A 13,638-nucleotide genomic window follows, 5' to 3' on the forward strand; every position below is an offset into this window, starting at 1 on the left:
TCTTCCAATATATTTCACCGTTGGTTTGCAACGAACTTTTATAAATGTTTGCCTAGCTCCTAAAGGTTTTAAACCTGAGGTTTCAGATGCCCGCAGGGGTGTGAAGGATAACTTTCATATTTACGCAAAACTTTTTATACTCGAGGCCATAAATTTGGGGCAGGTGATAGTATGGCGGAAAACGTTGGTGAGATTCCGAGCGGTGAAAAGGAATTCGAGGGACTCACCCGCACAATAAAAGACATTGTCGAGTTCCCCGAGCTAACCGAAGAGGAATTTGAGGGAATGCTCAAGAACGCGAGCAGAATCTATGGTGAACCTCTCCCCCATAAGACATGGTCCCTCTGTCCCGAGACCAGGAAGGTCGTCCCCGCCGTCATATGGGAGAAGGACGGGATGGTCTGGATAACCAAGAAGTGTCCCGAGGGCATAATAACCGACCTTTATTATGAGGATGTTGACCTCTACTATAGGTTCCGCCGGTGGAGGTGGACGGAAAAGAAGCTGTCCTCCTTCAACGTCGAGAACACGGGCGTCAACTGCCCCTTTGACTGTGGCCTCTGCGCGAGGCACTACTCCCACACTAATTTACTTAACATAGTGCTCACAAATAGATGTAACTTAAGTTGTTGGTATTGTTTCTTTTATGCCAAAGAAGGAGAACCAATTTACGAGCCAACATTGGAACAGATTAGAATGATGCTCCGCAACGCCAAGAAGGAACAGCCTATAGGGGCAAACGCTGTCCAGTTCACGGGTGGCGAGCCAACCCTCCGTGATGATCTCGTCGAGATAATCAAGATAGCAAAGGAGGAAGGTTATGACCACGTTCAGCTCAACACCGATGGCATAAGGCTTGCCTTCGAGCCGGAGCTCGTTAAGAAGATTAGGGAGGCCGGCGTGAATACTCTATACCTGAGCTACGACGGAATGACGCCCCAGACTAACTGGAAGAACCACTGGGAGATTCCGCTCATCTTCGAGAACGTAAGGAAGGCTGGTGGGCCTGGCATAGTCCTTGTCCCGACCCTAATCAGGAACGTCAATGACCACGAGGCCGGGGCAATAATAAACTTCGGCCTCAACCACCTCGACATCGTCAGGGGTGTGAACTTCCAGCCAATATCCCTCGTTGGTAGGGTTCCGAAGAAGGAGCGCCAGAGGTTCAGGATAACTGTGGCGGGTGCCATAAAGAAGATAGAGGAGCAGACTAACGGGGCCATAAGCAGGGACGACTGGTATCCCATACCGATTGCGGGCCACATAGCGCGCTTCTTCGAGGTCTTCACTGGAAGGAAGTACTACATGACAAGCCATTACGCGTGTGGTGCTGCCACCTACGTCTTCCTCGACAGGGAGCAGAAGAAGGTTATTCCGATACCGAGGTTTATAGACGTCGAGGGACTCGCGGAGTTCCTCGAGGAGAAGGCGGATGAGATTGAGAAGGCGAGGTTCAAGGGACTCGCCAAGCTCAAGGCTGTCGGAGAGGCAGTATTCCTCAAGCTCAAGAGCTTCTACGATGAGAAGAACGCCCCGAAGGGCCTAGATGTACTGGAACTAATTAAAAACGCCCTTGTGCACGGCAACTACGAGGCCCTCGGCCAGTTCCACACCAGGACGCTCTTCCTCGGAATGATGCACTTCATGGACGAATACAACTACGACGTCGAGCGTGTCGAACGCTGTGTAATCCACTACGCCATGCCCGACGGCAGGATAGTGCCCTTCTGTACCTTTAACGTGATTCCAGAGCTTTACAGGGATAAGGTCCAAGCCCAGTTCAGCTACAGCTGGGAGGAGTGGAAGAAGCTACACCCAGACTGGGACTACACGAAGGACAAGTACGTTCGTACCAAGGAGTTCGTCGAGAAGATGAGGAACAGCGAGCTGTACAGGAAGACCTACATTGACATCGAGGACTACTTCGGGCTCAGGGGGTGAGTGGAGATGCTCATAGAGCTCACGCTCCGGCTCGGGGAAATTAAACCGGAGGAGGCAAAGGACATTCAGTACAGGCTCTCCCTCCACGAGGGGACGTACAGGGTCTTCGTGAACGGATACGCGAGGACCGCCAGGGTGGTCTTCAATCCCAAAAAGCTTTCCAAGGACTTCATTCTGAAAGAGTTCGAGCCCTACGGCTACGAGGTCGTCTCGGAGAGGGAAATAACTCTGGAGGAGCTCATAGAGGCCAGCATGAGCTGGAAGAACACAGCCGAGAAGACATGAGGATTTCCTCAGCCTCCCCCTATCCCCATCAATTCACCCCCTTTCGGGGTCTGCCTCTAAAGGTTTATATCCCTCCCCTCCCTTTCCCACTCGGGGGTAGTTATGAGGGTGGAGGAGTTTCTTAGGGAACGGGGAATCGGCGTTGGAGATTACGTCAGGATAATCAAGCAGGAGGGCAATAAGGAAATCATCTACGAGGGCATCGTAATGCCTCCCTACGAGCTCTCAAGCGGTGAGACCCTCGTCATAAAGCTCGACAACGGCTACAACATAGGAGTTGCCCTCGGGAAGATAAAGGCCATTGAGGTTCTTGAAAAGGCCAAGGTGAAGCCTGAGGTCCACTTTAAGGCCCTCATCGAGGGAAAACCCGAGCTTCCAAACGTCACGATAATAGGCACGGGAGGAACGATAGCGAGCAGGATTGACTACGAGACAGGTGCAGTCCACCCGGCTTTCACGGCGGAAGAGCTCGCCAAAGCGGTGCCTGAGATATTTGAGATGGCCAACATCACGCCAAAGCTCCTTATGAACATCCTAAGTGAGGACATGAGGCCCGAATACTGGGTTAAGATCGCCCACGAAGTTGCCAAGGCATTAAACTCTGGCGATGCCGGTGTGATAGTGGCCCATGGAACGGACACCATGGGTTATACCTCAGCCGCCCTCAGCTTCATGCTCCGCGATTTGAGCAAGCCGGTCGTTCTTGTTGGTGCTCAAAGAAGCTCCGACAGACCGAGCAGCGACGCCGCTATGAACCTCATATGCTCGGTTCGGATGGCCCTAAGCGATGCCGCCGAGGTCATGGTCGTCATGCACGGGGAAACGGGTGACACGTACTGCCTCGCCCACAGGGGAACAAAGGTTAGGAAGATGCACACGAGCAGAAGAGATGCATTCAGGAGCATAAACGACGTGCCGATAGCAAAGGTCTGGCCTGACAGGGTGGAGTTCCTCAGGGACGATTACAGAAGGAGGAGCGAGGGGGAGGTATGGGTCGATGATAAGCTTGATGAACGGGTTGCCCTCGTGAAGGTCTACCCCGGGATGAGCCCCGAGATAATCGACTTCCTCGTGGATAGGAGATATAGGGGGATAGTTGTCGAGGGAACGGGTCTCGGCCATACGCCAAGCGGATTGATACCCACTATTGAAAGGGCCGTGCAGGAGGGCGTCGCCGTCTGCATGACGAGCCAGTGCCTGTACGGCAGGGTGAACCTCAACGTATATTCAACGGGCAGGAAGCTCCTCAAGGCAGGCGTCATTCCGTGCGAGGACATGCTTCCGGAAACGGCCTATGTTAAGCTGATGTGGGTTCTCGGTCACACTGACGACCTTAACGAAGTCAGGAGGATGATGCTGACGAGCTACGCGGGTGAGATAACCCCATACACGAGGTTCGACACCTTCCTGAGGTGATACGCGTGGGAATAATGGCCATTTACATGAGCACCTTCACGATAGAGCGAGTGATGCTGGAGCTCTACGGAAACGAAAAGGACGATTTTGTTGAGGTGCTGAGGTGATTTCCATGGGGGAGAAGTTTGATTACGAGAAGCTCGGGCTTAAGGTCGGCCTCGAGATTCACAGACAGCTCGACACGAAGAAGCTCTTCTCGCCCGTTCCGAGTGAGCTCAATGATAAGGTCGACTTCACCTTCCAGAGGAGGCTTAGGCCGACGATGAGCGAGCTCGGCGAGATCGACCCAGCCGCCTTAGAGGAGTTCAAGAAGGGTAGAGTTTACGTCTACGAGGGCAACTACGAGCTGACGGACCTCGTTTATATGGACGAGGAGCCGCCGCACATGCCCGACGAGGAGGCCCTCCGCGTTGCCCTCCAGATAGCCTACCTCCTAAATGCGACGCCCGTTGACGAGGTTCACTTCATGCGTAAAATAGTTATTGACGGCTCCAACGTTTCGGGCTTCCAGAGGACGGCGATAATAGCGACGGATGGAAAGGTGGAGACGCCCTGGGGGACGGTGGGCATTCCAACTATCTGTCTCGAAGAGGACGCCTGCAGGATAGTCGAGAGGAAAGATAAAGAGGTTATCTACCGCATAGACAGGCTTGGAATCCCCCTCATCGAGATAAGCACGACTCCGAACATACACCATCCGGAGCAAGCAAAAGTTGTTGCCAAGTTCATAGGCGACGCCTTAAGGGCAACAAGAAAAGTTAAGAGGGGCCTCGGAACCATAAGGCAGGACCTCAACATCTCCATCGAGGGCGGTGCGAGGGTAGAGATTAAGGGCGTTCAAGAGCTCGACATGATTCCCCTTATAATCGAGCGGGAGGTCGAGAGGCAACTCAACCTTCTCGAGATAAGGGACGAGCTGAGGAGGAGGGGCGTTAAACCTGAGGACATAAGGGAGGAGTTCTACGACGTCACCGACATATTCCAGAACACCGGTTCTAAGATAATAGCACGGGCCATAAAGAAGGGAGGCCGTGTCCTCGCGATAAAGCTCCCCAAGTTCAGGGGACTAATAGGGAGGGAGATCCAGCCCGGAAGGAGGCTAGGTACGGAGTTCGCGGACAGGGCCAAGAAGTACGTGCCCGGAATATTCCACATAGACGAGCTCCCCAACTACGGGATAAGTCAGGAGGAGGTAAACGCCGTCATCGAGAGGCTCGGCCTCGGCGAGGAGGATGCCTTCGTGCTTGTCGCTGCTGAAGAGGAAACCGCCAAGAGGGCCCTCCGTGAGGTCATCAAGAGGGCGAGGGAAGCCATAGAAGGTGTCCCCGAAGAGACGAGGAGAGCCCTGCCGGACGGGAATACCCAGTACATGCGCCCCCTCCCCGGAAAGGCGAGGATGTATCCTGAAACGGACATACCACCCATTCCACTGAGCGACGAGCTGAAGGAGGAGATAAGGGCCAATCTTCCAGAGCTCCCGCAGGCAAGGGTTGAACGCTACGTGAAGGAGTTCAAGCTTGACAGGAGCATGGCCCAGACGCTCGTGGACGACGAGAGAGATGAGCTCTTCGAGACCCTTGTGGAAATGGGCGTCAAGCCATCGTTGGCCGCTTCAGTACTCGTGGTCGTCCTCAAGGGGCTCAGGAAGGAGGTGCCCATTGAGAATATCACTGACGAGCACATAAAGGAGGCCTTCAGGCTGTTCCTTGAGGGCAAGATAGCGAAGGAGGCCTTCGAGGAGATATTCAAGGAGCTTGCCCTTCACCCGGAGAAGAGTCCAAAGCAGATCGCCGAGGAGAAGGGACTAACATTGCTCAGCGAGGAGGAAGTGGAGAGGATAGTAGACGAGGTCATCCAGCAGAACATCGAAGTCGTGAGGGAAAAGGGCATGGGAGCGATGGGCCTCATAATGGGCCGCGCCATGGCCAAGCTTAGAGGCAGAGCCGACGGAAAGCTCGTAAGCCAGATAGTCAGGAGGAAGCTCCAAGAGCTCTCTTCTTAGCTTCAATTACCATTTTAATTTCAAACAGACCAAGCTCGAAGACTTTTAACAAGCTCAGCCAGCTCACCCTCTCATCACCGATCAGAGGGGTAGGCCTCATCATGGTCAGATACCCTGGGCTTCTTCACCGCTCCGCTCTAGCGAACCTCATCATCCCGACCTAATACTCCTCCAGCCTTTTATAAGGCATTTGGGCACAACGTATATAACTGATGATGAACATTACAACGGCCCGATATTCACCTGTGCGGAGGTGGACATAGATGGGCATTTTAAAGAAGTATTTAGAGTATCCGGTGCTCCAAAAGATACTTATAGGGCTGATAGTAGGAGCAGTCTTCGGTCTCGTAATGGGCCACTACGGCCACGCCGACGCCGTCAAGACATACATTAAGCCCTTCGGAGACCTCTTTGTCAGACTTCTGAAGATGCTCGTCATGCCCATAGTCTTCGCATCACTGGTCGTCGGTGCGGCCAGCATCAGCCCGGCTAGGCTCGGGAGGGTTGGCGCCAAGATAGTCGTCTACTACCTACTGACGTCAGCTTTCGCCGTGACGCTAGGAATCGTGATGGCCAGGGTTTTCAATCCCGGTGCAAACCTCAAGCTCGTCGTTGAGGGCGCCAAGTTCGAACCCAAGCAGGCCCCACCACTCGTCGAGACCCTCCTCAATATAGTCCCGACGAACCCCTTCAACGCCCTCGCCAACGGTCAGGTCCTGCCCACGATATTCTTCGCGATAGTGCTGGGAATAGCGCTCAGCTACCTCATGAACAGTAAGGATGAGAGGATTAAGAACAGTGCCACGACCCTCTACAGGGCCATAGATGGCCTCGCCGAGGCCGTCTATAAGATCGTTGCTGGAGTCATGCAGTACGCTCCCATCGGTGTCTTTGCCCTCATCGCGTACGTCATGGCAAGCTATGGGGTTAAGGTAATCGGTGACCTCGCCAAGGTTACCACCGCAGTTTACGTTGGCCTCATTCTTCAGATAGTCCTTGTCTACATGGTGCTACTCAAAATCTTTGGCATCGACCCGATTAAGTTCTTGGCCAAGGCCAAGGATGCCATGCTCACGGCCTTCGTCACGAGGAGCTCCAGCGGAACCCTGCCAGTCACCATGAGGGTCGCCGATGATATGGGCATATCCAAGGGCATATACTCCTTCACCCTGCCCCTCGGCGCCACGATAAATATGGATGGAACGGCCCTATACCAAGGTGTCACGACCTTCTTCATAGCCAATGCCATTGGAGTCGGCCTCTCCATCAGCCAGCAACTCACCATAGTGCTGACGGCCGTGCTGGCCTCGATAGGAACGGCTGGCGTGCCCGGCGCTGGAGCCATAATGCTTGCCATGGTTCTTGAGAGCGTTGGCCTGCCACTCACCAACCCAAGTGTCGCCGCCGCCTACGCCATGATATTGGGCATCGACGCAATCCTCGACATGGGTAGGACGATGGTCAACGTTACCGGCGACCTTACCGGAACCGCCATAGTGGCCAAGACGGAGGGTGAGCTCGACACTGGGAGGCTCTGACCTCCTTTTTCAATTTTTGGGCACGTAGAAGCCGTTTTCGAACCGCAGGGCCGGAGCTATTTTCTCCACAAGGCTCGGCTTCTTCAGAAGACCTTCCAACCGCTTTTCGTGGACTCTCAAACCCCTCCTGAGCCAGCCCGGATACACCTTCATCCTCTCGCGGCAAAGGAGGCCTTCCCTCTCACACCTCCCCCACAGGTCTCCGGGCTTTGCTCTCCCCTTCTCGTAGGCCTCAAGGTAGAGGTCCCAGAGGGTCTGTCTCCTCGTCCACCCAGCCTCGAGAAATCCCATGCCACAACAATCCAAAGTTTTCGGTTCGTGAAGATGGAAGAGCCCCTCCTTGCATGTGGCGAATGCAAGACCCCTTTTCACAGCCTCTTTCGCTATCCGGGTCGCAATTTTAAGCCTGTATTCGAAGGGAGCCTGAAGGAGAGGAGCCTCATCGCTCGGTGTCCTCGGAAGGTAAGACTCCCACTCCTCCATATAGACCCCATTCCCGGGGAAGAGCCGCCTGAAGAAGTCGAGAAACCCCCTTTCAATCCTCAAGAACTCGACAATGACCATCCGAGCCCCCGCTGATGCTATCTCATCGAGGAAACCCTCCACATTCCTGTCGCTCAGACCCGGAATAAAGGGCTGAATTCTCACGATCGTCGGAATTCCAATCTCGCTGGCCCACTCAACGAGCCTCAGCCTCTCCTCAACGGGACTCGCGAAGGGTTCGAGCCTTCTGATTGCGGCCTCGTCTAGTCCCGTGATGCTGACCTGAAGGAGGAGCAGGCCTTCAGCCGCTAGGGATTCCATAACCTTCAGGTGGGCCTCTCCCGGTTGAAGCTTCGTGTTGAGGATTATTGGGATCCTCAGCTTGAGGGCCATCTTGAGGGCTTTCAGCGTTACCTTTGCCGGGGGCTGGAAGGGGTCGCTCAGGGCCGAGAATCTAACGGGAATCACAGGAATGCCGCGTCCAACAAGCTCTCCCAGGGACTTCAGGAGCTTGAAGATATCAAACCTTGCCTTCGGCCTGCCATGGGGCCCCCTATACCAGCGGGCGTAGCAGTAGATACATCCAGAGGAGCAGGTCGTGAAGAGCTCTCCCCTGACGACGCTGTGGCAGAGACCGCTGATGTGACTGCTCGTACCGATGACCGAGTCAATGAGCCCCATCTTTTAGAGGTTGGCACCCTCAGTTTAAACGGGCTTTGGTGGGCTAAGCTTTTTATCCTCCACTTTCGATTCCAATCCGGTGGTTGATAATGGGCATATACATCTTCAGGCCGGAGGATCTTCTGAGGTACGGAACCATCCGCGAGGAGCAACTTAAGGTTCTTGAGGAGGCCGTTAAGGGCCGGAGCGACATCCTTATAGTGGGTGGCACGAGGGCCGGAAAGACAAAGCTCGTAGAGGCCTTAACGTTTCTCATACCTGACGATTGGAGGATAGCCGTCATCACAGCTTATGGAGAGTTTAAACCCTTCAAGGAGAACATCGAGGTCATCGATACCAGGTTCGATGGAAGGAGGCTCGAGGAGAGGACCCAAGACGTTGTGGAGAAGCTAAGGGAAATCGAGCCCGACTATGTTATCGTAGATACCCTTCACACCGTTAGCGTTCCAGAGATTCTCAGGGCCCTGATAGATAACTACGCCTTCATTATCACTTCTCTAGTAATCGCCCGCAACCTGGTTGAGGAAGTGAAGCACTGGCTCAGAATGGACGATGAGCTCTTGGCCAGGTTCGAGCTCATCGTGGAGCTTTACAGGGATGTCAGGACAGGGCTCAGGAAGGTGAATGCCATATATAGGATAAAGAACGAGAAAGGAATAAAGCTGGAGAAAATAGCTTAAGCCAGCCCCTTCTCCCTTTTCAGCTCCTCTATGACCTCCCTCAGGTTGTCGAGCATCTCCCTTATGTCCTCAAAGGTCATGTAGCCCATGTGGCCTATGCGGAAAGTCTTCTCCTTGACGCTACCGTAGCCCTTGGCCAGTTCAAAGCCCCTCTTCCTCATGGCCTCGTAGACCTCATCGCCCTTTATCCCTTCTGGCGTCACGACGGCCGTTATCGTTGGGCTCTCGTAACCAGGCTCCGCCAGGATACTGAGGCCTATTTCCCTGACACCCTCGCGGATCATCTCGGCCCTCTTCTGGTACATCTTGAGCCACTCTTCCTTGCCACCCATCTTCTCAACGATACGGAGGACTACGTTGAGACCGAATATCTGCGGCATTGGGGGAGTTGAGGGAGTGCCCTGCTTCTCGTTCTGATACTTTACGTACTTGGGGATGTCGAAGTACCAACCCCTCTCCTCCATCTTCTCAGCCTTCTCCAAAAAGGCCTTGCTGAAGGCTCCTATTGCCAGGCCGGGTGGAACCCCGAAGGCCTTCTGGCTACTTCCGAACACGACATCAAGGCCCCACTTATCGAACTTTATGTCAGCGCCACCCATGGCGGAGACCGCATCGACAAAGACGAGCTTGTCATGCTCTTTGGCGACCTTGGCAAGCTCTGGAAGTGGGTTGAGAACTCCTGTAGAGGTCTCGTTGTAGGTTATGGCAACGGCCTCGACGTCCGGGTTCTTTTTGAGGGCATCATCGAGGTCCTCGGGCTTGACGGCCTTACCCGGCTCGTATTCTAGGACAACAGCCTTCCTGCCGTTGCTCTCGACGACGCTCTTGTACCTCTTTCCGAAGGCCCCGATTATCGTGACGAGAACCTTTCCACCCTTGGAAACCCCGTTCCTTATGCTTGCCTCCATGATACCCGTTCCGGAGCTCGGGAAGAGCAGGACTTCACCCTCTTTAACCTCGAGGAACTCCCTCAGTCTCTTGACGGTGTCCACGTGAACCTCCTTGTACTCCTTGGCCCTGTGACTAAACATCTGAACGCCCATAATGGCGAGGACCTCAGGGAAACACGCGACTGGGCCTGCCGTAAAGAGCTTATACTTAGGCTTGACGAGCTCATAAACCTCTTTAAATGCCTCCTCGAACTGCATCTTGAACACCTCATAGCGGACATCGCATGTTGTCTATAAAAACACTTCGGGGGAAGGACATGAAGGGGCCCCTTGGGATGCTCGTTAGCGAGGAGGATATCAAGGAGCTTAGAAAATTCCTTAGGGGTGAGGGAATCGAGCTCTTAGAACCCTACTCCAAGGGTACTACGAGCGTCGTGTTCAAAGGTATGGCTGGGAAAAAGCCCGTCGTAATAAAATGGCAAAGAAGGGACTCACCGCGAAGGACCTTATGGAGGGAAGCCAGGATACTCGAGATGCTTAAGGGAACGGGGGTAACGGCCGAGCCCGTGCTCTACGCTGAGGTCCTGGGAAGAGAGATCCTCGTCAGGGAGTTCCTTGAAGGAAAGCCTATAATAGAGGCGGACGTTGAAAAGAAGCACCTCCTGAGGATAGCTGAGAAGGCGCACCTCCTGGATGTAATGGGAGTAGATCACGGCCAGATACAAGGGGGAAAGCACATAATAATCGGAGAGGACGTCTGGATAATCGACTTCGAGAAGGCTAGCACCCAGAGAAAACCCCGAAACCTGACCTCGGCGATGGCTATGATATTTCTATCCAACAACATCGTGTCGAGGAGAGTATTGGAAAAATTCGGAATAGGCGACGACTTTCGAAAGGCTATGAGAGAGACCCTAAGGGAATACAAGAGGACAATGAACCCTAGCAAAGTATTCGAGCTACTCGCGTCCCTTTGAGGGCAGGAAGGCGAAGAGGAGGGGAAGGAGGAGGGAGAGAAGTATTAAGCCAAGCCTCGGATCAGAGAAAGTTTCAAAAGCGAGCACCACGATGATTATGACACCTATCATTATGAAGAGGTCAAGGTCAACGAGCCTAGATTTGGCGAGGATGTTCTGATACCTCGCCGAGTATGCCAGATAAGCGGGTATGCCCACTGCTGGAACCACGAGTCCTAGGAAGGTCTTGAGGATTATGGTCATGGCCAAGCCCATGAGCAGGAGGACTATGAGGACGCACCCCTCTTTCATTCTTCTTCCCAAAAACATTATACGGTAAACTTTAAAAAAGAACCCCTCAAGTTAGGGCGGGGGATTGAGATGGCAAGGTTCCCAGAGGCTGAGGCGAGGATATTCAGGAAGTACGTCTGCCTAAGATGCGGTGCTACTAACCCATGGGGAGCGGAGAAGTGCAGGAGGTGTGGCTACAAGAGGCTCAGGCCAAAGGCAAGGGAACCCAGAGGGGGAGGCCGCTGATCCTCATTTGAGCTTCTTCAGAGTGTCCTCTATCAATTTTATGCCCTCTTCGAAGAGCTTCTCCCCCTTCTCTGTAAGTTTGTAGTACTTCCTAGCGGGTCTTCCCGCCTCGCTCTCGTGCCATTCGGAGGTAACGTAGCCCTCTTCTTCGAGCTTGTAGAGAACAACATATGAGCTCACGGTAGCTGGCTCGAAGCCAAATCTCTCCTTAAGGAGGCCCTTTATCTCGTAGGCATACATAGGCCTTTCCTTCAGGAGTCGCAGGATGTAAAGCCACAGCACCTCCTTGGTGAGCTTGTCCCTAAGCCTGTTGAACATCTCGACCATTATGTATCACCTTAGATGGTGTATATTCTTTGCCGATGAAACATTCCTAACTATAAAGTTTTCGCTTGGCTCTTAAATATTTTGTTGTTATGAATTATGCTGGACAGATAAAAAAATGCTTAGCCTAAAATAAATAGTTTCAGAAGATGAGGGGGGCCTTGTACTCTCCCCAGACCTCCCTAAGGACGTCCGTGACCTCGCCAAGTGTCGCGAGGTGCCTGTGGGCCTCAATGATGTAGGGCATCAGGTTCTCATCCTCCTTCTCAGCAGCGTTTCTTAGCTTATCAAGGGCCTCCTCGACCTTTTTGTTGTCGCGCTCGCTCCTGAGCTTCTTCAGACGTTCAATTTGCTTCTCCCTTATGCTTGGATCAACTTTGAGTATCTCAACCTCAATGGGCTCATCCGTCACGAACTTGTTTACGCCCACGATTATTCGCTTGCCCTCCTCTATTTCCTTCTGGTACTTGTATGCGGCATCCGCTATCTCCTTCTGTACGTAGCCCCTCTCAATGGCCCTCATCATGCCTCCCATCTTCTCTATCTTCTCGATGTACTTAAGGGCCTCCTCATAGATGTGGTCGGTGAGCCACTCGATGTAGTAGGCGCCGCCAAGTGGGTCTACTGTATCGACCACGCCACTTTCGTAGGCGATAATCTGCTGTGTCCTTAGGGCTATGCGGACGCTCTTCTCCGTTGGCAATGAGAGGGCCTCGTCGTAGGAGTTAGTGTGCAAACTCTGAGTTCCGCCAAGGACGGCAGCCAAAGCCTGAATGGCGACCCTTATTATGTTGTTTTCAGGCTGCTGAGCCGTGAGCGTAGAGCCAGCGGTCTGGGTGTGGAATCGGAGCATCATGCTCCTCGGGTTCTTGGCACCAAACCATTCCTTCATGATATAGGCCCAGAGCCTTCTTGCGGCCCTGAATTTGGCTATCTCCTCGAGGAAGTTGTTGTGTGCCGCGAAGAAGAAGCTTAGTCTTGGAGCGAATTTGTCAACGTCCATACCCCTCTCTATGACCGCCTTAACGTACTCGATGCCATCCGCCAAGGTAAAGGCGACCTCCTGAACGGCGTTCGCTCCAGCCTCACGGATGTGATAGCCGCTTATGCTTATGGGGTTCCACTTGGGGACGTTCTCGGCACAGTACATGATGATGTCGGTCGTAAGGCGCATGCTCGGCTGGGGCGGGAAGATGTAAGTTCCTCTAGCTATATATTCCTTCAAGATGTCATTTTGGACGGTTCCCCTGAGGACGTGCTGGGGAACTCCCTGCTTTTCAGCAACGAGAATGTACATGGCAAGCAGATTGGCGGCTGTGGAATTTATCGTCATCGATGTGGAAACCTTGTCGAGTGGAATTCCATCGAAGAGTATCTCCATGTCCCAGAGCGAATCTATGGCAACACCCACCTTGCCGACCTCGCCCTCAGCAAGTGGATGGTCGCTATCATATCCGAGCTGGGTCGGCAGATCGAAGGCAACACTCAGACCGGTCTGACCCTGCTCAAGGAGATACTTGTAGCGCTTGTTGGATTCTTCGGCCGTTGCATAGCCCGCATACTGCCTCATAGTCCAGAAACGACCCCTGTACATCGTGGCGTAGACGCCTCTCGTGAAGGGATACTCGCCAGGAAAGCCAAGCTTCTCCATGTAGTCCCAATCCTCTCCAAGGTCGGCTGGCGTGTAGATGCGCTTTATCTCGAAGCCGTCATCTGTCATGAACTTCTCCTTTCTCTCGGGAGCCTTCTGGAGGAACTTGGTTACTGTAGTTTCTTCCCAGCGCTTCTCCTCCTCCCTAATCTTCTTGAGCTTCTCGGGATCGAAAGTCATCCCAACCACCAAAGAATAGTTAAGGAGCGGGAGTTATAAAAGCTTTTTACATACTCCAAGCCAAACCTTGATAT

General features: G+C 53.4%; 13 protein-coding genes. 8 read left to right on the top strand and 5 right to left on the bottom strand.

Going from position 1 to position 13,638, the window contains the following annotated elements; all coding sequences use genetic code 11:
- The first annotated feature begins 171 nt into the window (after positions 1-171).
- From tes to PYCH_RS05660, 5 genes are all read left to right on the top strand, one after another.
- A complete protein-coding gene (gene tes, locus PYCH_RS05640; protein ID WP_013905891.1) occupies positions 172-1,941 on the top strand; it encodes a tetraether lipid synthase Tes in 1,770 nt (589 codons plus the stop codon).
- Positions 1,942-1,947: 6 nt separating this feature from the next.
- The gene (locus PYCH_RS05645) at positions 1,948-2,226 is read left to right on the top strand and encodes a DUF3213 domain-containing protein (RefSeq protein ID WP_013905892.1); all 279 of its coding nucleotides are present in this window, start codon (positions 1,948-1,950) and stop codon (positions 2,224-2,226) included.
- A 102-nt stretch (positions 2,227-2,328) separates the two neighbouring features.
- A complete protein-coding gene (gene gatD, locus PYCH_RS05650) occupies positions 2,329-3,642 on the top strand; it encodes a Glu-tRNA(Gln) amidotransferase subunit GatD (RefSeq protein WP_013905893.1) in 1,314 nt (437 codons plus the stop codon).
- Between the two features lie 112 nt (positions 3,643-3,754).
- The gene (gene gatE / locus PYCH_RS05655; protein ID WP_013905894.1) at positions 3,755-5,644 is read left to right on the top strand and encodes a Glu-tRNA(Gln) amidotransferase subunit GatE; all 1,890 of its coding nucleotides are present in this window, start codon (positions 3,755-3,757) and stop codon (positions 5,642-5,644) included.
- 263 nt (positions 5,645-5,907) lie between these two features.
- Positions 5,908-7,182 (top strand): dicarboxylate/amino acid:cation symporter, encoded by a 1,275-nt coding sequence (locus tag PYCH_RS05660; protein ID WP_013905896.1) that lies wholly within the window; start codon positions 5,908-5,910, stop codon positions 7,180-7,182.
- 9 nt (positions 7,183-7,191) lie between these two features.
- On the opposite strand, the gene PYCH_RS05665 is transcribed toward PYCH_RS05660, so the two are convergent.
- On the bottom strand, positions 7,192-8,346 hold the full coding sequence (locus PYCH_RS05665; RefSeq protein ID WP_013905897.1) for a radical SAM protein: 1,155 nt from the start codon (positions 8,344-8,346) through the stop codon (positions 7,192-7,194).
- A gap of 89 nt (positions 8,347-8,435) precedes the next feature.
- Here PYCH_RS05665 and PYCH_RS05670 point away from each other — a divergent pair, with 89 nt between their 5' ends.
- Positions 8,436-9,026 carry a P-loop NTPase family protein gene (locus PYCH_RS05670; protein ID WP_013905898.1) on the top strand — a complete coding sequence of 197 codons (591 nt, stop codon included), beginning with the start codon at positions 8,436-8,438 and terminating at the stop codon, positions 9,024-9,026.
- On the opposite strand, the gene PYCH_RS05675 is transcribed toward PYCH_RS05670, so the two are convergent.
- Positions 9,023-10,174 carry an alanine--glyoxylate aminotransferase family protein gene (locus tag PYCH_RS05675; protein WP_013905899.1) on the bottom strand — a complete coding sequence of 384 codons (1,152 nt, stop codon included), beginning with the start codon at positions 10,172-10,174 and terminating at the stop codon, positions 9,023-9,025. The genes PYCH_RS05670 and PYCH_RS05675 overlap by 4 nt on opposite strands.
- 59 nt (positions 10,175-10,233) lie before the next feature.
- On the opposite strand from PYCH_RS05675, the gene PYCH_RS05680 reads away from it, so the two are divergent.
- A complete protein-coding gene (locus tag PYCH_RS05680; RefSeq protein ID WP_013905900.1) occupies positions 10,234-10,893 on the top strand; it encodes a serine/threonine protein kinase in 660 nt (219 codons plus the stop codon).
- Here PYCH_RS05680 and PYCH_RS05685 read toward each other — a convergent pair.
- Positions 10,876-11,184, bottom strand: a complete 309-nt coding sequence (locus PYCH_RS05685; protein ID WP_013905901.1) for a hypothetical protein — start codon at positions 11,182-11,184, stop codon at positions 10,876-10,878. The two genes, PYCH_RS05680 and PYCH_RS05685, sit on opposite strands and share 18 nt — an antisense overlap.
- Positions 11,185-11,253: 69 nt before the next feature.
- Here PYCH_RS05685 and PYCH_RS05690 point away from each other — a divergent pair, with 69 nt between their 5' ends.
- On the top strand, positions 11,254-11,409 hold the full coding sequence (locus PYCH_RS05690) for a 50S ribosomal protein L40e (protein ID WP_013905902.1): 156 nt from the start codon (positions 11,254-11,256) through the stop codon (positions 11,407-11,409).
- A 3-nt stretch (positions 11,410-11,412) separates the two neighbouring features.
- Here the strand turns inward: PYCH_RS05690 and PYCH_RS05695 are convergent, their stop codons facing one another.
- Both PYCH_RS05695 and PYCH_RS05700 read right to left on the bottom strand, forming a co-directional pair.
- Complete coding sequence (locus PYCH_RS05695; protein WP_013905903.1) at positions 11,413-11,736, bottom strand: PadR family transcriptional regulator; 324 nt, start codon at positions 11,734-11,736, stop codon at positions 11,413-11,415.
- A gap of 139 nt (positions 11,737-11,875) precedes the next feature.
- Entirely contained in the window at positions 11,876-13,564 is a 1,689-nt protein-coding gene (locus PYCH_RS05700) for an acyl-CoA mutase large subunit family protein (protein ID WP_048058229.1), read from the bottom strand.
- Positions 13,565-13,638: the final 74 nt, after the last annotated feature.

Origin of the sequence: Pyrococcus yayanosii CH1 (genome assembly GCF_000215995.1) — an archaeon.
GTDB classification, from domain to species: domain Archaea; phylum Methanobacteriota_B; class Thermococci; order Thermococcales; family Thermococcaceae; genus Pyrococcus; species Pyrococcus yayanosii.